The 18,588-nt window shown below is 46.5% G+C and carries 18 protein-coding genes; 10 read left to right on the plus strand and 8 right to left on the minus strand.

Annotated elements, in window-relative coordinates; translation table 11 throughout:
* The first annotated feature begins 9 nt into the window (after nt 1-9).
* Together trmL and FQV30_RS15985 are read left to right on the plus strand one after the other, a co-directional pair.
* Nucleotides 10-483: a tRNA (uridine(34)/cytosine(34)/5-carboxymethylaminomethyluridine(34)-2'-O)-methyltransferase TrmL gene (trmL, locus tag FQV30_RS15980; RefSeq protein ID WP_146501130.1), complete on the plus strand. Its 474-nt coding sequence runs from the start codon at nt 10-12 to the stop codon at nt 481-483.
* 332 nt (nt 484-815) lie between these two features.
* Nucleotides 816-1,124, plus strand: coding sequence for a hypothetical protein (locus tag FQV30_RS15985; protein WP_146501131.1), 309 nt, complete (start codon nt 816-818; stop codon nt 1,122-1,124).
* A 205-nt stretch (nt 1,125-1,329) separates the two neighbouring features.
* Here the strand turns inward: FQV30_RS15985 and FQV30_RS15990 are convergent, their stop codons facing one another.
* A complete protein-coding gene (locus FQV30_RS15990) occupies nt 1,330-2,631 on the minus strand; it encodes an NCS2 family permease (protein ID WP_146501132.1) in 1,302 nt (433 codons plus the stop codon).
* A 153-nt stretch (nt 2,632-2,784) separates the two neighbouring features.
* Between FQV30_RS15990 and FQV30_RS15995 the strand changes: the two genes are divergently transcribed.
* On the plus strand, nt 2,785-3,615 hold the full coding sequence (locus FQV30_RS15995; protein WP_146501133.1) for an aldo/keto reductase: 831 nt from the start codon (nt 2,785-2,787) through the stop codon (nt 3,613-3,615).
* A 210-nt stretch (nt 3,616-3,825) separates the two neighbouring features.
* Here the strand turns inward: FQV30_RS15995 and FQV30_RS16000 are convergent, their stop codons facing one another.
* Genes FQV30_RS16000 through FQV30_RS16010 form a run of 3 tightly spaced genes read right to left on the minus strand, consistent with a single transcriptional unit; the run spans nt 3,826 to nt 5,624 of the window.
* Nucleotides 3,826-4,671: an RluA family pseudouridine synthase gene (locus tag FQV30_RS16000; protein ID WP_146501134.1), complete on the minus strand. Its 846-nt coding sequence runs from the start codon at nt 4,669-4,671 to the stop codon at nt 3,826-3,828.
* A gap of 55 nt (nt 4,672-4,726) precedes the next feature.
* Nucleotides 4,727-5,197 (minus strand): thioredoxin family protein, encoded by a 471-nt coding sequence (locus FQV30_RS16005; protein WP_146501135.1) that lies wholly within the window; start codon nt 5,195-5,197, stop codon nt 4,727-4,729.
* 1 nt (nt 5,198) lies between these two features.
* Nucleotides 5,199-5,624, minus strand: a complete 426-nt coding sequence (locus FQV30_RS16010) for a disulfide oxidoreductase (protein ID WP_146501136.1) — start codon at nt 5,622-5,624, stop codon at nt 5,199-5,201.
* 132 nt (nt 5,625-5,756) lie between these two features.
* Between FQV30_RS16010 and FQV30_RS16015 the strand changes: the two genes are divergently transcribed.
* From FQV30_RS16015 to FQV30_RS16030, 4 genes are all read left to right on the plus strand, one after another.
* A complete protein-coding gene (locus FQV30_RS16015) occupies nt 5,757-7,301 on the plus strand; it encodes a carbon-nitrogen hydrolase family protein (protein ID WP_146501137.1) in 1,545 nt (514 codons plus the stop codon).
* Between the two features lie 291 nt (nt 7,302-7,592).
* Nucleotides 7,593-9,293 (plus strand): phospho-sugar mutase, encoded by a 1,701-nt coding sequence (locus FQV30_RS16020; protein ID WP_146501138.1) that lies wholly within the window; start codon nt 7,593-7,595, stop codon nt 9,291-9,293.
* Between the two features lie 102 nt (nt 9,294-9,395).
* Complete coding sequence (locus FQV30_RS16025) at nt 9,396-10,511, plus strand: GAF domain-containing sensor histidine kinase (protein WP_146501139.1); 1,116 nt, start codon at nt 9,396-9,398, stop codon at nt 10,509-10,511.
* Between the two features lie 15 nt (nt 10,512-10,526).
* Nucleotides 10,527-11,162, plus strand: coding sequence for a response regulator (locus tag FQV30_RS16030; RefSeq protein ID WP_146501140.1), 636 nt, complete (start codon nt 10,527-10,529; stop codon nt 11,160-11,162).
* A gap of 45 nt (nt 11,163-11,207) precedes the next feature.
* Here FQV30_RS16030 and rsgA read toward each other — a convergent pair whose 3' ends face one another.
* Nucleotides 11,208-12,287, minus strand: coding sequence for a ribosome small subunit-dependent GTPase A (gene rsgA / locus FQV30_RS16035; protein ID WP_146501141.1), 1,080 nt, complete (start codon nt 12,285-12,287; stop codon nt 11,208-11,210).
* Nucleotides 12,288-12,630: 343 nt separating this feature from the next.
* Here rsgA and FQV30_RS16040 point away from each other — a divergent pair, with 343 nt between their 5' ends.
* The 3 genes from FQV30_RS16040 (at nt 12,631) to FQV30_RS16050 (ending at nt 15,763) form a co-directional block, all read left to right on the plus strand.
* Nucleotides 12,631-13,824: a cytochrome P450 family protein gene (locus FQV30_RS16040; protein WP_146501142.1), complete on the plus strand. Its 1,194-nt coding sequence runs from the start codon at nt 12,631-12,633 to the stop codon at nt 13,822-13,824.
* Between the two features lie 123 nt (nt 13,825-13,947).
* Nucleotides 13,948-15,249 (plus strand): DUF2254 domain-containing protein, encoded by a 1,302-nt coding sequence (locus FQV30_RS16045; protein WP_146501143.1) that lies wholly within the window; start codon nt 13,948-13,950, stop codon nt 15,247-15,249.
* Nucleotides 15,250-15,358: 109 nt separating this feature from the next.
* Nucleotides 15,359-15,763, plus strand: a complete 405-nt coding sequence (locus FQV30_RS16050; RefSeq protein ID WP_146501144.1) for a DUF2512 family protein — start codon at nt 15,359-15,361, stop codon at nt 15,761-15,763.
* A 78-nt stretch (nt 15,764-15,841) separates the two neighbouring features.
* On the opposite strand, the gene FQV30_RS18395 is transcribed toward FQV30_RS16050, so the two are convergent.
* From FQV30_RS18395 to FQV30_RS16060, 3 genes are all read right to left on the minus strand, one after another.
* Nucleotides 15,842-16,165, minus strand: a complete 324-nt coding sequence (locus FQV30_RS18395; protein WP_222434334.1) for a DUF5658 family protein — start codon at nt 16,163-16,165, stop codon at nt 15,842-15,844.
* Nucleotides 16,166-16,450: 285 nt separating this feature from the next.
* Nucleotides 16,451-17,341, minus strand: coding sequence for a cation diffusion facilitator family transporter (locus tag FQV30_RS16055; RefSeq protein WP_146501145.1), 891 nt, complete (start codon nt 17,339-17,341; stop codon nt 16,451-16,453).
* Between the two features lie 86 nt (nt 17,342-17,427).
* Nucleotides 17,428-18,423 carry a hemolysin family protein gene (locus tag FQV30_RS16060; protein WP_255473508.1) on the minus strand — a complete coding sequence of 332 codons (996 nt, stop codon included), beginning with the start codon at nt 18,421-18,423 and terminating at the stop codon, nt 17,428-17,430.
* Nucleotides 18,424-18,588 lie beyond the last annotated feature (165 nt).

Consider the following 18,588-nt stretch of genomic DNA (forward strand, 5'->3'; position numbering starts at 1 on the left):
GTGAAGGATTTGGCTATACACATTGTTTTATACCAACCGCTGATTCCGGCGAATACCGGAAACATCGCCCGCTCATGTGCGGGAACAGGAGTGAAGCTGCACTTAGTCCGGCCGCTCGGCTTTTCGACGGACGATAAGATGTTGAAGCGAGCAGGACTCGACTACTGGGAACATGTAGATTTGACGTACCACGATTCACTGCAGGATCTGTTCGACAGCTACAAAGACGGGGAATTCTATTACATTACCAAATTCGGCACGAAAACGTATACGACATTCGATTTTTCGGACAGGGAAAAAGATCATTTCTTCGTGTTCGGCCAGGAAACAAAAGGGCTGCCAAGGGAACTGATTGACGAGAACCTTGACCGCTGCCTGCGGATTCCGATGAACGAGCATATCCGTTCGCTGAATTTGTCCAATACGGCCGCTATTTTGATGTACGAAGCATTGCGCCAGCAGGATTATCCCGGATTAAAATGAAAAAAGGACAGCGATTTCGCTGTCCTTTTGCATTATTTCTCTTCGAAAGTACCTGGCTTGTCGTCGTGTCCAGCTGAAAGAATAGCTGATAAGAAGGCTACCACGACACCTAAAATAAGGATTAAGTTCATAATTAACGACCTCCTTGAAATGTGCATCTGTTGTTTAGTATAGCTTATACACGGGGAAAATGAAATAAAAGCACGGGATGAAATGTGAATAATTTCTGTCCATATAAGAGAGGAATTTGAACAGGTCAAAATAAAATGAAACGAAATCGGAAGTTATCCGTATATATGGTATACGAAAGATTCGAGAAAGAGGTGAAAAGAATGAGAATGAAAATTTCTGTGGCTTTGATGTGGCTGACGGGACTTGCCGAAGCATTCTTAGCTATTCCGTTCATTGGCGGCGGGTTTGTCGTCAGCACCGGATATACGGCGCTTGGGGTCATGTTTGTCCTCCATGTGATCACGTTGTTTTTCTGTTTTCGGGAATACTCACCAAAAAGCGGTTCGATTCTGGGAATCATCACGAGCCTGGTCTCATGGTTCCCGCTGGTCGGCTGGGCGCTTCACTTGCTGACAGCCGTTGTCCTTATTTTCTCTGCTGCAGTCTCGGACCGCCGTGCAAGAATATAGAAATGGAAAAACCGCCGAGAGGGCGGTTTTTTTGTTTAGCAGCCTTTTGAGAGAAAAAATGAAACGATTTGCTATGGCCATGTTCGAGAGAGTGCGCCTGAAATGGAAGGGAAGTTTTTCTATTCCCCGCAGCAAAAAAAGGCATCCGGTCAGCGTTGATCGGATGCCTTTTTCTGAGTTGCGTTTATGGTTCAAGTCCTTCTATTTAATGAGGCGCAATCAAAATTTGAATGGTGAAAAGCACCGCAAACACATACAAGATCGGATGGACGGCTTTCCCTTTTCCTTTGAAAATTTTCATCAAGGGATAAGAGATAAAGCCGAGTGCGATTCCTGTAGCGATGCTTGAAGTCAAAGGCATTGCCAGGATGATCAGGAAGGCGGGAAACGCTTCGTCAAACTGGTCCCAGTCGATTTGTTTGACCGCACCAATCATCAAACTGCCGACAATGATCAAAGCAGGCGATGTAATTGCGGCAACGCTTGATAAAGAACCGACAAGCGGACCGAAAAAAGCGGCAATGATGAATAGGATGGCAACCGTCAAAGTTGTCAATCCTGTCCGCCCGCCCGCAGCAACACCGGCTGACGATTCCACATAAGCGGAGGTGGGGCTGGTCCCGATCATGGCGCCGGCTGTAGCGGCAACCGAGTCGGCAAGCAGCGCTTGGCGCATGCGGGGCATCTTGCTTTCTTTCATCAATCCTGCTTGTTTGGCGACCCCGATCATCGTCCCGGTCGTATCAAACAGCGTAACAAGCAAAAATGAAAACACGACGCCGTATAAACCATACTGGATAACAAGTTGAAAAGCTTCAAGCGGGTTCCAGATGATGATGCCTTCAGGCAAAGACGGCAGTTTCAAAAATCCTTCACCAAATTTTAATTGGCCAGTAAAGAAAGCGACAATACCGGTAACAATCATGCCGTAAAAAATTCCGCCATGTATGTTCAGCGACATGAAAATAAGGGTGATCAATAAGCCGAGCAATGTTAATGCAACAGGCGGGGAAGTCAAGTCGCCGAGACCCACAAGGTTCGCTTCGTTGGCGACGATGATGCCGCTCAGGCGCATGCCGATAAAAGCGATAAACAGCCCAATGCCGGCTGTGATGGCATGTTTCAAGTTTTCCGGAATGGCTTCGATCAGCACTTTCCGTAAACGCGTCAATGATAAAACAACAAAAATCAACCCAGCGGCAAAAACTGCCGCAAATGCGGTAGTATAATCGATTGCGCCGCCGGAAGCCAGCACCATCGATGTGAAATACGCATTCAATCCCATGCCGGGAGCTATGGCAATCGGGTAGTTGGCAAAAAGCGCCATCCATAATGTACCGATCACAGAAGCGGCTATTGTCGCAAGGAATACTTGATCAAACGGCACGCCTGCCGCCCCTAGAATAACAGGATTGACAATGACGATATAAGCCATGGTCAAAAACGTGGTAGTTCCTGCCAACACTTCAGTTTTTACATCTGTTCCATATTCTCTTAAATGAAACATCTCCAAACCCCTTTCAAAACACGAACGATTTAAACAACCTTTCAAATATTATTCGCTTTTGATAGAAAAAGCAAGAGCTTTTAAAAAAATAACCGGAGAAAGTCGAAATTTGTGCCGGCTATTTGTACAATGGTGAAAGAAAGGGTGAATGCTATGGAACTTACAATCAACTCAACAAAAACCTTGCATAATGGAGTCCAAATGCCGCGTTTCGGGCTAGGCGTCTATAAGATGACCGACAGTGAAATTGCGGTGGAGGCGATGGTCACCGCCATCAATGGCGGCTACCGGGCCATTGATACAGCGGCGCTGTATGATAATGAGCGGGAAGTCGGAGAAGCGGTACGCGCTTCGGACGCCAAGCGTGAAGATGTGTTCATCACATCAAAAGTATGGAACTCGGACCAAGGCTATGATGAAACATTGCAAGCATTTGAAGCATCGCTCGAGCGGCTCGGCTTTGATTATCTGGATTTGTATTTGACACATTGGGCAGTTCCCGGCAAGTATGAAGATACATACCGGGCGATTCAGCGTTTATATGATGAAAAATTGGTCCGTTCCATCGGAGTTTCAAATCACCAGGAACACCACCTTGGGAAAATCATGGCCACAGCCAATACAAAGCCGATGGTCAATCAAATCGAACTGCACCCGCACCTGACGCAAAAGCCGCTGCGCGCGTTTTGTGCTGCAAACGATATTGCCGTCACTTCTTGGTCGCCTTTGGCGCGAGGGTCCTTATTGACAGAAAGCACTCTCCAAAAAATTGCGGAAGTCCACGGGAAAACAGTGGCCCAAGTGATCATCCGCTGGCACCTTCAAAGTGATTTGGCCGTCATTCCGAAATCGGTGACACCATCGCGCATTGCAGATAATGCCTCGGTTTATGATTTTTCGTTATCTGCAGAAGAGATGGCGATGATCGATGCGCTCAACCAAGACCGCCGCACCGGAATTCATCCGGATAACATCACAGCTTGACCGCTTAACCGCCAATCGAGTGAATGATTGGCGGTTTTTTCAGTTTGAATCCGGTGTGCTGTTGTTTCATTGTCGTGCCAGATGCATGGCCTACATCCTTTGGGCCCAAAAGCGCCCGGCAGAAGCGGAATGGATAGCTTCCGCACTTTCTTTACAACTTAAAAAAACCCGCATAGAATTCTCTATGCAGGCTGCTTGATTCTTTTTTAGTTACCGTGATGTATCTTCAACCACGATTTTTTCTCCAGTAAATGGATGGACGAATGACATGCGGAAAGCATGCAAGTGATAGGCACCATCTTGTGTCGGCGTTCCTCCGTACAATTCATCCCCGATGATCGGATTTCCAAGGTGGGCAAGGTGCGCGCGGATTTGGTGTGTCCGGCCGGTTTCAAGCGACAAGTGAAGAATCGATTTGCCTTCCATTTGCCTGACCACTTTATAATGGGTGACCGCGCTTTGGCCGGTCGGCGATGCAATGCGCCGAGTGGCATGATGGCGGTCGCGCCCCAGCTTCGCGTCGATGGTGCCGGATTTTTCACGCACTTTTCCTTTGACGACGGCTTCATAATCACGGACAAGCTGTTTTTGCTCCAGCATACGGTCCAGGACGTTTTTGGCGACCGGATGCTTGGCAACCATCAACAAGCCCGACGTTCCTTGGTCAAGACGGTGGACATGTTCCGCGTAGGAACCGCCATTGCGGACGATATGGCCGAGAATGGCGTTGATGAATGTATCGATCTGGCCCGTTTCGTTCGGGTGTGTTTTCATGCTTTTCGGTTTGCTGGCGATGAGAAAATGGTCATCTTCAAACAAAATCGGCAATTCCACATCGTGCTTCGGTTCATACGGCGACGACGCAGGAGGCAGGTCGAAATGCAAAACCGTGCCCTTGGTTAGCGGCTCTTTCCAAACCACTTCTTGAAACTTGTCGTTTTTCACGCTTTTCGCCATCCGCATTTCATGGACGACCTTTTTTCCTAATCTCCATTCGGACCGCAGCAATTCTTCGACGGTCATGCCGTCATCTTTCACTTCATAACTCCAACTCATCGGGCTTTCCTCCATAAAAAAGGATCATGCGCACCGCACATGATCCTTTTATCAATTATTTTAAAACCACTTCATTGAAAAACTTTTCAATAATCTCTTTCGGCTGTGAACCGACCCAGCGCGCCACTTCTTTTCCATCCTCGTAATGGACTAGCGTCGGTGTCGCTTCGATGGCATAGTCTTGCCATCCTTGTTCAAACTCTAACAGATTGTACTGCAAGACGTCTACATCCATATCTTCAGCAACCGGCATCAAAACCGGAGTTGTTGCCTGGCAATGAGGGCAAGTCGGGCTGAAAAAATAAACCGTCGTCGGCTCGCCGCTTGTGATTTTTTCATTGACTTCATCCGGCAGCGCGATATTTTGGTAGTTTTCATCATCCAGCTGGTCGATGGTCGGCTGTTCCAAATCTTCTGTGCCGTATGGATTGTTTGCAAGCTTTTTGTCATTCGACTGATTGGTCAAGAAGATGATCAATCCGAAAATAAGGACGAAAACAGCCGCGATGGCGATCATTTTTTTCATTTTATTTTTCCTCCTTGAGTGTTTTCCACAAATAAATGCTCAGCCCTGCAATTGTTGTAAATGCGATAAGCGCTAAAAATGGAATGGTGATAAACCCCAGCCAATTGATGTACTGGCCGGTACATGGAACTTGCCCGCAGGAAGGGGCTGAGTCAGCCAAAAAAGTCAGCTTTTGGATTCCATAATGGTAAAGGGAGATGCATCCGCCGATAATGGCAAAAATCATGGTAGTAGCGGCGATGCGCACGTTTTTCTGGACGTAGGCAACTCCGATGATGATAACAAGCGGATACATGAAAATGCGCTGGATCCAACACAATTCGCATGGTATATACCCCCGGATTTCAGAAAAATACAGCGATCCCATTGTAGCAGCCAGTGAGACCACCCACATGGACAGCAAAACGTTTTCTTGGCGCTTGGACATATAAGTAGTACCTCTTTTCAAGATTTTCTTCTATAAAAGTATAATTCTTAAACCTCGGCAAGTAAAATATTATCATGATAGTAGACTATCCTATATAATGAACTATGAATCTTTTGTGAAGGAGTGGCTGCAGTGCCAGAACAGTTCGATTTGTCCAATTTCGAAAAAAGCATGATCATCCGCGAGATGACTTATGCCGATATAAATGCAATTATGGAAATGCAGCGTTTATGTTTCCCGGGGATGGACCCGTGGAAAGAAGAGCAATTAAGAAGCCATTTGGGCGTTTTTCCACAAGGACAGCTTGTAGCTGAACTTGACGGAAAAGTGATCGGCTCATGCTCGAGCTTGCTGATAAATTTTGATGAATACGACGACCGCCATACATGGGACGATGTTACTGACGGCGGATATATTACAAACCATAATCCTGATGGCTATAATATGTATGGAATCGAAGTCATGGTCCATCCCGAGTTCCGGCGGATGCAGGTCGGGCAGCGGCTATACGAAGCGCGCAAGGAATTGGCGCGTGAACTGAATCTGAAATCGATCATCATCGGCGGACGCATTCCGAATTATTCAAAGCACGCAGATGAAATGTCGCCAAGAGAATATGTAGATGCGGTGTCCCGCCATAAGATCTACGATCCAGTTCTGACGTTCCAATTGATGAACGGCTTCCAGCTCATGCGCATCAATCCCAACTATTTGGATGATGATTTGGCTTCAGGGAAATATGCAACATTGATGGAATGGAACAACGTGGACTATAAACCGATCTCCAAACGCCATTTCAAAACAAGTCTGCCGGTCCGCATCTGTGTGGTCCAGTATTTGATGCGTGCCATCGAATCATTCGAAGATTTGGCAAGCCAGGTGGAATATTTTGTCGATGTGGCATCGGATGCGCATTCCGACTTTGTGGTATTCCCGGAAATTTTCACGACGCAGCTCATGTCCTTCTTGAACGAGCCATCGCCAAGCCAGGCAGTCCGTAAACTGACAGAATATACACCTCAGTATATCGAATTGTTCACTGACCTTGCGGTGCGCTATAACGTCAACATTGTCGGCGGCTCTCACTTCGTTAAGGAAGAAGACGATGAGATTTACAACATCGCTTATCTGTTCCGCCGCGATGGTTCGATCGACAAACAGTATAAAATCCATATCACGCCAAATGAGCGGAAATGGTGGGGAATTTCAGCAGGCGATTCAGTCCGCGTATTCGATACGGATTGCGGAAAAATCGCCATCCAGATCTGTTATGATATTGAATTTCCGGAGCTTGCCCGCATTGCGACAGACATGGGAGCCAATATCATTTTCACGCCGTTCTGTACAGAAGACCGCCAAGGCTACTTGCGCGTACGCTATTGCGCACAAGCACGCGCTGTAGAAAATCAGATCTACACGGTCATCTCCGGGACAGTCGGCAACTTGCCGCAAACGGAAAACATGGATATCCAATATGCCCAATCCGGCATTTTTGCTCCGTCCGATTTTGAATTTGCCCGCGACGGCATTGTCGGGGAAACGAATGCAAACTTGGAGATGGTGCTGATCGGGGATGTGGATCTTGAAATTTTGCGCCGCCAGCGCCAAAACGGTACAGTCAAGCAATTGAAAGACCGCCGTCATGACGTATACCGTGTAGAATATAAAAAAGACTGAAACAGATACGTTGAAATAAAGAAGGTATTTGTTGCAGACCGCTTCTGCCGCTTTGGAAAGGCAAGGACGTTTGTTTCTGCATTGCACCTGCATCGCTCCGCTGCTTCGTTGCAAAGCATCGGTCAAATGCCATTCGACCAATGCTTGCCCGCCGGAAAGCGGAGCTGTTTTGCGGAATAATTGCATCAACTATATTTTATTGCCTGATACAGAAGCCGCTTCCAAAATGGGAGCGGCTTTTTTTCGCTTTCTTTGGTAAACTGAATGTAAAAGAAAGGATGGTGTTTTTTTATGGCATGGAAAGAAAAAATCAAACGCTGGCTTGAACACGATCAATTGGACGAAACGACAAAAGAAACATTGAATCTTTTGAAAGATGATGAGAAATGGGCGGAAGACGCCTTTCATCAGGACTTGGTGTTCGGCACCGGCGGCATGCGCGGGGAGATTGGACCGGGTACAAACCGCATGAACATTTATACTGTGCGGAAAGCATCCCAAGGAATTGCCGATTACATAAAAGAGAACGGTGCAGAAGCGATGGCAAGAGGGATGGTCATTGCGTATGACAGCCGCCGCATGTCCCCTGAGTTCGCGATGGAAGCGGCTCGGACATTTGCAGCAAATGGCATCCATACGTACTTGTACAGCGCGCCCCGGACAACTCCGCAATTGTCTTTCAGTGTCCGATACTTGAATGCGTTTATGGGAATCGTCATTACGGCAAGCCACAACCCGCCTGAATACAATGGCTACAAAGTATACGGGGATGACGGCGCCCAATTGAATCTGGCTGATGCCGACCGGGTCATCGAATATGTCAGCCAGGTGGAAGATGAGCTGATGATCAACAACTCTGAGTTCCAAGAAGACCTTTTGGTCATGATTGATGAAAAGCTCGACCAGGCATATATCACGAATGCCCTGACTGTCCAGGAACACGCGGCAAGCCCGATCCAAGCGGTGTTCACCCCGCTTCACGGCGCATCCGGCCTGACGGTGCAGCGCTTGCTGAGCGAAGCAGGGTATGACGGCATTACGTATGTGAAAGAACAGATGGAACCGGACGGCGAATTTCCGACAGTCAAATCCCCAAACCCGGAAGAAGCTTCCGCTTTTGAAATGGCGATGCAATACGGCAAAGAAGCCGGAGCGGATTTGCTGATCGCGGTAGATCCAGACGGCGACCGCGCAGGAATTGCAGTATGGACCGGCGCGCATTATGAACTTTTGAGCGGCAACCAGACCGGCGCGATTCTGATCGAGTATCTGCTCAGCCAAAAAGAACGGAAAGGCACGCTGCCGGAAAACGGGCGCATCTTCAAAACCATTGTCACATCCGAATTCGGGCGGGTTGTTGCTGATGCTTATGGCGTCGGCTGCGAAGACGTGCTTACTGGATTTAAATTCATCGGTGAAAAGCTGAAAGAGAACGATGCCAATAAGACGTTCGAGTTCCTTTTCGGCTATGAAGAAAGCTACGGATATCTGATCAAAGACTTCGCGCGCGATAAAGATGCTGTCCAAACGGTCCTGCTGCTTGTCGAAGCCGCTGCTTACTACAAACAGCAAGGCAAGAGCCTCCATGATGTGCTTGTTGAACTATATGGCCGTTTTGGCTGGTACCGCGAAAGCCTAGTGTCGATCACGAAAAAAGGCGTGGATGGCGCCCGCGAAATCAGCGCTTTGCTTGAAGGTTTGCGAAAAGAGCCGATCCAGGCAATCGCCGGCGTTCCGGTTGTCATGATCGAAGACTACGAAACGCAGAACCGGTTGTTTGTCGATTTGGCGACTGATGAAAAAATTGAGCTGCCGCAATCAAACGTCCTCAAGTTTTTCCTGAAAGACGGTTCATGGATCTGTGTCCGCCCGAGCGGAACGGAACCGAAAGTGAAATACTACTTTGGCGTTTTCGCCGATACCGAACGGGACAGCGATGAAAAGCTGGAATTCATCAAAGAGTCTTTCCTGGACGAAATGAATAGCCGCTGACAAAGAAGCTCCCTCTAGAAGGGAGCTTTTTCATTCCAAAGACCGAGGCGCAGGAGGGTACAAAACATGTATCGTTAAGATAACAGTGATGAGGTGGCAATTATGGTTTTAGATGAACATTCCAATGTGGCATTATTAAAGGAAATTGCAGAACTGCTCAATGAAGAAACCGACATGGAGCGGATGCTGGAAGGGGCTATTGCGAAACTTTTGAACGGTTCCAATTTTGAGACGGCCTGGATTTTCTTCATTGATGAAAACGGCAGGCACCGATTGGTGGCACATGCGAATTTGCCGCCAGCACTTGAAGAAAGGGATTGCCGGCATCTGCAAAAAGGCGGCTGCTGGTGCGTCAAGCGCTACCGGGATGGCGATCTGGAAAAGGCATCGAATATTATCGCTTGCCAGCGGATTGAAAACGCACTTTCCGCCAAAGCGGGAGATGCAGAAGGCATTACCCATCATGCCACCGTGCCGCTGCAATCGGGTGAAGAGAAATTTGGGCTGCTGAACATTGCCGCGCCCGATACGGTTCGTTTTTCGAATGATGAACTTGCTCTGCTGGAATCTGTCGCGTTTCAAATCGGTTCTGCCATCAAGCGCATTGGATTGACAAAACAAGAACAGGAACTTGCACTTGTCAAAGAACGAAACCGCTTAGCGCGGGATTTGCACGATTCGGTCAATCAGCTGCTGTTCTCCGTCACTTTGACTGCCCGCGGCGGCGTTGAGATGTCGGGAGACCCGGAAATCCAGGGGACGTTTCGGGACATTCAGCATTTGACGCAGGAAGCGCTGAATGAAATGAGGGCGCTTATTTGGCAGCTGCGTCCCAAAGGGCTGGAAAGCGGCTTGCTTGAAGCTTTGAAAGGATATGCCGAAATGCTCGGCTTGTCCCTGGAGCTGAAAGTGACTGGTGTTATCCAGTTGCCGTCGCGGATTGAGGAAACCCTATTCCGCATCTCACAGGAGGCGTTGAACAATGTCCGGAAGCACGCCGGGGTCAATGAAGTGCAGTTGTATTTGTCTGTGACATCTTCGGACGTCTTGCTTGTCTTGAAAGATGAAGGCCGTGGATTTGCTATCGACGAAGAGGTCTACATTCCTTCAATCGGCATCCAAAGCATGCGCGACCGCGCAGAAGCGGAGGGCGGATCGGTCGATTGGTCGAGTGAAATTGAAAGAGGGACGGAAATTCTTGTAAGAATGCCGTATTAATAGGAGGGGTTGCAGGTGAAAGTATTGATAGCGGATGATCACCATGTTGTCCGGCGCGGCTTGTTGTTTTTCCTGAAAACACAGAAAGACATAGAAGTGATTGGAGAAGCGGCCAATGGAAAAGAAGCGGTCGAAATGGCAGCGAAACTTCAGCCGGATATCGTCTTGATGGATCTGGTGATGCCGGTTATGGACGGCATTCAAGCAACCCGAAAAATCAAAGAACAAAATCCCGATATTATCATTTTGATGCTGACCAGTTTTTCAGACCGCGACCATGTCGTGCCGGCGATTGAAGCGGGAGCAGCGGGTTATCAATTGAAGGATATTGAACCGGATGAACTCGTCGCGTCGCTCCGCAGTTTGATGCGCGGGGAAAACACGCTCCATCCAAAAGCGACTTCTGAATTGCTGAAAGGACCGGCGGAACCGCCGCCGCATACCATTAACCAACTGACGCCCAGAGAGCAGGAAGTGCTTTTTGAATTGACGAAAGGCAAAAGCAACCGGGAAATCGCCTCTGCTCTTTTCGTTACGGAAAAAACAGTCAAAACCCATATTTCCAATATCTTCACAAAACTAGGTGTGCAAGATCGCACACAAGCCGCTTTATACGCCGTCAAACACGGGCTGACCGAGCCGGCACAATAAAAAGGAGCGATACGTTTTTTTCGTATCGCTCCTTTTGTGATTGCTTCACCGTTTTTTCACAGGCCGTTTCCTGTAGTCTTTTGTAACTTGCTTCCATTTGCTGCGTTCTGCTTTTTGTGCCGCTAAATCACTTTTTCGTTCCATGTGCGCGAGTTCGCGCTTCAGTTTCAAATAGCTCTGGTAGCGGTCGCGCGGCAATTCTCCGGCAGCCAGCGCTTCCTGGATGGCGCAGCCGGGTTCATTGCCATGGCTGCAGTCGCGGAAACGGCACGCGTCCGCCAACGTTTCAACATCGCTGAAGCTTGTTTCCATGCCTTCCGAATAATCCCCCAGCTGAAACTCCCTCATTCCCGGCGTATCAATCAGCAAGCCGCCTGTAGGCAGCAATACCAATTCCCGGTGCGTTGTCGTATGGCGGCCTTTGCTGTCGTCTTCCCGGATTCCTTGTACGGCCATCAGCTCGCTTCCGGACAATGCGTTGATCAGCGAGGATTTTCCGACACCGGAAGATCCGAGCAAAGCTCCGGTTTTAGCGCCTGCCAAAATTTTCTGCAATTCATCTATGCCTTCACCGGTGACACTTGAAACCGCATGAACCGGAACGCCGAACGCGACCGATTCCACTTCTTTCATATAAGGTTCGATATCCGCGCATTGATCTTTCTTGGTCAACACGACAATCGGATTTGCGCCGGAATCCCATGAGGCGATCAAGTAGCGCTCCAATCTCCTGACATTAAAATCATGGTTCAACGACATCACCAGAAACACATAGTCGATGTTGACCGCAATCGTTTGGATTTCTGATGTATCGCCAGCCGACTTCCTCGAAAATTGGGAAGAACGGGGAAGGACTCTGTGGATGATCCCTTTTTCTTCGCCCGGCATCTGTTCGACCATGACCCAATCGCCGACTGATGGAAATTCTTGATGGCCGTGTTCATGCTTGAATTTTCCGGAAAGGGAACTCAGCCACTCGCCGTTTTCTGTAACTACCCTGTACAAATGCTTGTGCTCCAGCGTCACACGCCCAGGTATTCCTGGTGCTGCCGCTTTTTCTTGCCAATTGCTATTCCAACCGTACTGTTCGATCTTATTCAATGTGAATTCCTCCTGTTTATGCATAATAAAAAGACCATGGATGCGCACAAATCGCAGTCCATGGTCCCCAGGCATAATGGAAGAAGCGTATCGGTTAAGAGCGATACACAGATGGGGGCACTATAGACTGGATTTGCGTTTCAGAAAATAAAATAGCCATAATGCCTCACCTCTTTCTTCAAGTTAATTCCACTATAATCGAAGCAAATAGGCCGGTCAATAGTTTTTGATAGAAAATAACAGCAAATCAGAAAATACCGTTGATTTCTTTATTCGTGTACCCGAATTAAATTTCCAAGTTTATGCGGAAGGAATGAGTCAAAGTGGCTTGAGTAAGGGTATAGAAAAGGAAAAAGGAGGAGAAGCGATGAATAGATCGAACTCGGAAAAACCGGCATTGTTTTCGAAAGGATTTTTGGAAAATCCCTATCCTATATACAGCGGCCTTAGAGAAATGGACCCGATTCACCAAGTGAGGTTTCCAGATGGGCAGCTGGGCTGGTTGGTGACTCGCTATGAAGATGCCGTTGAAGTGCTGAAAGAACCGCGGTTTATCAAAGATATCTCCAAGATATATGGCGGCAGTATGGATCAAATGAGTGTATTTACGCAAAATATGCTGTTTTCCGATCCACCCGACCACAAGCGGTTGAGAGGGCTTGCCCAAAAAGCTTTTACGCCGAAAATGATTGCAGGCATGCGGAACCGCATCCAGGAAATTGCGGATGAATTGCTGGATCCGCTGTCTGACAGGAATTCCATCAACTTGATTAATGAATTCGCCTTCCCGCTTCCGATCATTGTTATTTGTGAAATTCTTGGGGTCCCTCCCGAAGACCGGGATAAATTCCGCCTTTGGTCAAATTCTTTGATTGAAGGAACAAGCGGTGAAGTGGGAGTCAGTATTTTTGAGCATATGAACCAGTTTGTTCAATATTTGGGCGTGTGGTTTGAAAAAGTGAGGGAGAATCCAGGCAGTGATTTGATCAGCCAGCTGATCATCGCAGAGGAAGAAGGGGACCGGCTGACGGAAAAAGAACTGTATGGGGTTGTGTCATTGCTGATTATTGCGGGCCATGAAACCACAGTCAATTTGATCGGCAATACGGTATTGGCCTTGTTGGACTTTCCGGAGCAGCAGACTTTATTGCGGGAACATCCTGAAATGATTCCGCAAGCTCTCGAAGAATCGCTTCGCTATAACGGCCCAGTCGAATTCAGCACATCCCGCTGGGCGTCAGAAGATATGGAGTTGAACGGAAAACAAATCCGAAGAGGCGATTTGGTTGTGGTATCTTTGAACGCGGCCAACCACGATCCCGAAAAATTCAATGATCCAGAAACATTTGACATTACCCGGGAAAAAAGCCCGCATCTCGCTTTCGGAATGGGAATCCATTTCTGTCTTGGAGCGCCGCTGGCACGTCTAGAGGGTGAGATTGCCATATCAAGTTTGCTTGAGCGCTTTCCAGATATGCAATTGGAAATTGACAAAAAAGAATTGGAATGGCGGCCGGGTATGATTGTCAGGGGGGTAAAAGAAATTCCGTTGTCGGTATAAAAATTTCTGGACTTGTCCAAGCTTATGAAAAGAAGGGATGGGATCGTCCTTTTTTTGCAGAGTTTGCCGCTCAATCATAAAGGGAAGAGGAGGAAAACCAAAACCGAAAGCAGGGGATAAAATGTGAAGCCGATTTCCTACACACTTAAAGAAAAAGTTTGGATAACCCCGGCGCTATACAGCGTAGGGGCTATCCTTTTATCATTAGCGTCATTTTACTTTGATTTGTATCTTGTGGAACGGCTGCAGAGGTTCATCCCTTCCATTTTTCTGACCAGTGTAGAAGTCGGGCAAACCATATTGGGAATCTTGACGGCGGCTATGCTGACTATGACAACTTTTACATTCTCGACGGTTTTAGTCGTTCTAACAACCTACACCTCCCAATTTTCGCCGCGCGCGCCCGAGAATTTCATCAGAAGCCGCTCCACGAAACATGTTTTGGGGATTTTTGTCGCCAGTTTTATTTTTAACATGCTTTCCCTTTTGTATATCAGAAAAGACGTGTTTGACCACGAAATCCTGACAACAGCTGTCGGCATTTCCGTTGTTTTCTTCAGTATTGCAACCTTTGCTTACTATATTCATTTTGTCGCGACCAATGTGCAGATCAGCACATTGATCAACAAACTCATCAACGACGCAGAAGATGTCATCTCCCAATATATTGGCCTTCAGGAAAAAAACTATGTGTCCCTGGAAAATTGGGAACCAGCGAAAGAAAAAGAAACCATCGGAGCAAACGGCAAAGGCTATATTCAATTTCTTAACCTGGTGGATTTAGTGAAGTTCGCAGAAAAACATGATGTCCAGATTGAGGTAATGGCTAAAATCGGGGATTATGTGTATGAAGGAAAACCGCTTATGCGACTTTACGGAAAAGAAGGGCAAGTTTTTTCCATAAATGAATTTCTTACAATCGGAGATGAACGGACCGCTGAACAGGATCTGGGCTATGCCATACAGAAAATAGTCGAAGTCGCTATCCGTGCAATTTCACCTGGCAGGCAGGATCCGAATACCGCAAATGATATTTTAATACGTCTCGGGCACCTATTAGGGAAAATGGGACATTTGAAAACCGATGATTTGGTTTTGGCGGACTCGAAGGATAAAATTCGAGTTCAATACCGATTCGCTTCCTACCGTGAAATCCTGTATCGGGCTTTTTATCAGCTTTCTTACCAGGGGCGGAACGATATTTCGGTCATTTCCTCAATGACCGAAGCGCTTACGGTGGCTGCGGCACTTGCTCCGGAAATGAGGCATGAAACTATTTGGAAAACGCAATTGTATATATTAGAAGGAGTCAACAACGAGGCGTTAAAAGAAGCCGATTGGGAATTTCTGCAGACTAAAATTGATGAATTGGCCGAAATAACAGAACAACGGCTTGTCGACCTCAAGCCTTACTCCAAAAAATAAAAGGCTTTGTATAAGAAAATGATATTTTATACTCAAAAAATGATTATATAAAAAAAAAGTGGGGTATAAATTAGTGAAACCAATCAAACTAAAAAAGGAGGAAAATTGAATGAACCATGTTAAAGCACTTATTATGAAGTTTGTCATGATCGCCGCGGTCCTTTTAATTATCTTGACAGGGTTTTTCCAAGTGAATTTTGCAGACACTTTATGGATCAGTTTAGTTCTTACTTTAGTTGCTTATGTTATGGGAGATTTGATGATTTTCCGAAAAGCCGGAGATGCAAGAAACCAAAACAAACGCAATATGATTGCCACTATATCTGACATCATTGTCGCCTTTTTGGTTATCTGGTTGATGGGAGATGCATTGATTGGCAATAACCCGGATATCATTACAGCATCCATCATTTCGGCCATCGTCATTGGTGCTGGGGAATGGTTCTTCCACAAATATCTTGACCGCAATGTGTTCCCGGAAAAACATGACCATACGACAACTGCAGCCCGATAAAGAGGCTCCAGCCAAATAATTTTTAAAGCATCGCTCCGAGCGATGCTTTTTTATATGCAATAAAGGAAGATCAGGTTCTTAGCCAATCACCAGAAAGCCGATCCAAACGACATGGAGAAGCAAAATTACAGAGTAAAGCATATTGGCAGATATAAGGAAGCAGCGCCATTTGCCCGACTGAATGAAAACGAATGGAGTAAAAAGCAAACAGAAAAGGCAAACGGACAACATAAGCTTGACGGAAAGAATAGCGAGCGGGGAAAGTTCCCGCAATAAAGGATTTCCTTCCTGTATTACACCGAAGTGAAGTCCCAAATATGTAAGTGTTCCATCCAATAAATTCAGAAGAATCAGGGTCCATACATGCTTTTTTAAAGGTGTATTGCCTTCAGCTGCTATCATTTTCACACCTCGTTAAATTTTTATTTTGCAGGCAGGCGTTCCTGTGCCAAAAGAAAGATATTTTCCCGGCAGCCCTTGTTTACCCATAAAAGAGACTTAGATTCATTTTTATTGAATTTTCAGATAACTTATCTTACTTTTAACTATATAAATATTTGCCATTCAAATCAAGCATGGACTGGAAAAGAACGCTATTATAGAAAAAACCTGTCTTGAAAGATCCAAGACAGGTTGGAGTGCGGCCAGCATCAAGAAGAGATGAGGGAAAGTTGTAATCAGCGAACCTTACTCTTCATCATCCGGCGGCATAGTGAAATCCGGTTCTATGTGGACCAGAATGACACAATTCGGCTTTACTTTGTGTATTTTCCGTTCTATTTCTTCTGTGATCCAGTGGCTTTCCATCACATTCAAAGAAGGATCGACGGCAATTGTCAAATCGACAAACATGACATTTCCGTGATTGCGCCCTTTGAACTCCCGTAAAATCCGGACACCTGGCACTTTACGGACAATAACCGACATTGTTTCGCCTTCTTCTTCATTGAACGCGTCGGTCAATGTCAAGACTGCTTCTTTGAAAATATCCCATGCTGTTTTCAAAATGATGAAACCGACGATAAGTGCTGTAATGGTATCAAGAATAGGGGCGCCAAAAATCGCGCCGATGATGCCGATTCCTGCGCCGATGCTGACAAGGGCATCTGATCGGTTATCGTAAGCGGCAGCTTTAACAGAGCTGCTTTTTATTTGTTGGCTCAACCTTAAATTATAGCGATACACCCCATACATAACGACTGCTGAAAAGAAAGCCACTCCAGCAGTAAACAGGGAAGGGGCTGCATCTGGCGGCCCGAAAAATCCGCGGGCTGCGCTAAGCAATACTTGGATGCCGATAACGGCCATGATGAAGGATGCTAAGAGGGAAGCGATGGTTTCCGCACGCAAATGGCCATAATGATGGTTTTCATCTGGCGGTTTTTGCGAAATGCGGAGGCCGACTAAGACGGCGACCGAGGCGATAATATCGGATAAATTGTTCAATCCATCGGCTACTAGGGCTTCAGAAGATCCAGTAAAGCCGAAGAAAAGCTTGATTGCGCTAAGGAAAATATATGCGCCTATACTGAGCCATGCCCCTTTTTCTCCTTTGCGTAAATTTGTGTATACTTCCATTTTGTTTCCCGCCTCCAAGTCTTGTAAACAAAGGGAAACGACCCTCAGGTGAGAGCCGTTTCGTTAAGGGATCTTATGTTCACTGTTTAGCGTTTATGTACTTCCAAAAACCGGATATGGTTGCCTTGGATGTCATTGATGAAAAAGTCATAGCCTTGTTCGAAGATTTTTTGTTCTGAATTGGCTTCAAAACTTCTGGACATAAACCATCCTCCAATAGTATCCATGTCTTTATCGCCGATGTCAATCGACAACAATTGGTTAACGTCATCAATCCGCAGTTTTGCATCAAATATATACCGATGCTCGCCGATTTGTTGGATTTGCGGAATTTCATTGGAGTCGAATTCATCTTGAATATCCCCGACTATTTCTTCAATGATGTCTTCTATCGTCACAAGCCCGCAAGTACCGCCGTATTCATCTCTTAGAATGGCCATATGAGTACGTTCGCGCTGGATTTTCAATAACAGGTCGCCGACTGGTATTGAGCCGATCACTTGAATAATAGGCTGAATATACGAAGAGACCGGCAAATCGCCAGTCGAAGGGTCGGTTGCATAAGCAGCCAGCAGATGTTTCATGTTTACAAGCCCGATCACATGGTCTTTGCCTCCATCAACAATTGGATAACGAGTAAACCGTTCGACTCCGTTGAGGCGAAGCACTTCTTTCAAAGCCATGTTTTTCTCCAATATTGCCATTTCAGTGCGCGGCACCATAATTTCTTTTGCCAGCAATTGGTCAAACTCCAGAATTTTGCTTGCATAGGCATACTTGAAAGGAACAATATGGCCGTTACTATAACTGCTGGCCAGTTTCACTTTTAACTCTTCTTGGACAGAGCTTTTAACAGGGCGTGAAAAACGCTTCATTTTGAACAAGCCAAGCTGGCGGGCAAAAATGGGTCCATCTGGATGGACAGCGGTATGGGTGAAAGGAAAAGAGTTTTGTAGTTTGCTTTCTTTAAGCTGATTCGCATGTGTGGAACGGGCTTTTGACATAACAAAATCCCTGGCGGAAAAAAGGGCGGCGCAGGTGATCAAGACAGCGAACACGATCAGGTAGATGGCAAGGTCCAAAGAATTCCTTTGCTCCGATTCCGTATACGAAAAGGGAACAAAGTTTTCACCTCCTGCGGGCAGGGTAATATGAATAAGCTTCATCATAAAACAAAAAGAAAGAAAATACAAACTATTCCGTCTATTAAATTTATAAAACTGTAATAGTTACTGGAGCTGAATATC

The sequence above is a fragment of the Planomicrobium sp. CPCC 101110 genome (assembly GCF_007859395.1).
Taxonomy (GTDB): Bacteria; Bacillota; Bacilli; order Bacillales_A; family Planococcaceae; genus Planococcus.

What these genes read in the sequence shown, in the direction of transcription:
- FQV30_RS16050 (WP_146501144.1), top strand. Translation starts at nt 15,359, where the DNA reads ATGAACCATGTTAAAGCACTTATTATGAAGTTTGTCATGATCGCCGCG.
- FQV30_RS16005 (WP_146501135.1), bottom strand. Translation starts at nt 5,197, where the DNA reads ATGAAAAAAATGATCGCCATCGCGGCTGTTTTCGTCCTTATTTTCGGA.
- FQV30_RS16000 (WP_146501134.1), bottom strand. Translation starts at nt 4,671, where the DNA reads ATGAGTTGGAGTTATGAAGTGAAAGATGACGGCATGACCGTCGAAGAA.
- FQV30_RS16020 (WP_146501138.1), top strand. Translation starts at nt 7,593, where the DNA reads ATGGCATGGAAAGAAAAAATCAAACGCTGGCTTGAACACGATCAATTG.
- rsgA (WP_146501141.1), bottom strand. Translation starts at nt 12,287, where the DNA reads ATGCATAAACAGGAGGAATTCACATTGAATAAGATCGAACAGTACGGT.
- FQV30_RS15990 (WP_146501132.1), bottom strand. Translation starts at nt 2,631, where the DNA reads ATGTTTCATTTAAGAGAATATGGAACAGATGTAAAAACTGAAGTGTTG.
- FQV30_RS16010 (WP_146501136.1), bottom strand. Translation starts at nt 5,624, where the DNA reads ATGTCCAAGCGCCAAGAAAACGTTTTGCTGTCCATGTGGGTGGTCTCA.
- FQV30_RS15995 (WP_146501133.1), top strand. Translation starts at nt 2,785, where the DNA reads ATGGAACTTACAATCAACTCAACAAAAACCTTGCATAATGGAGTCCAA.
- FQV30_RS15985 (WP_146501131.1), top strand. Translation starts at nt 816, where the DNA reads ATGAGAATGAAAATTTCTGTGGCTTTGATGTGGCTGACGGGACTTGCC.
- FQV30_RS16055 (WP_146501145.1), bottom strand. Translation starts at nt 17,341, where the DNA reads ATGGAAGTATACACAAATTTACGCAAAGGAGAAAAAGGGGCATGGCTC.
- FQV30_RS18395 (WP_222434334.1), bottom strand. Translation starts at nt 16,165, where the DNA reads ATGATAGCAGCTGAAGGCAATACACCTTTAAAAAAGCATGTATGGACC.
- FQV30_RS16040 (WP_146501142.1), top strand. Translation starts at nt 12,631, where the DNA reads ATGAATAGATCGAACTCGGAAAAACCGGCATTGTTTTCGAAAGGATTT.
- FQV30_RS16025 (WP_146501139.1), top strand. Translation starts at nt 9,396, where the DNA reads ATGGTTTTAGATGAACATTCCAATGTGGCATTATTAAAGGAAATTGCA.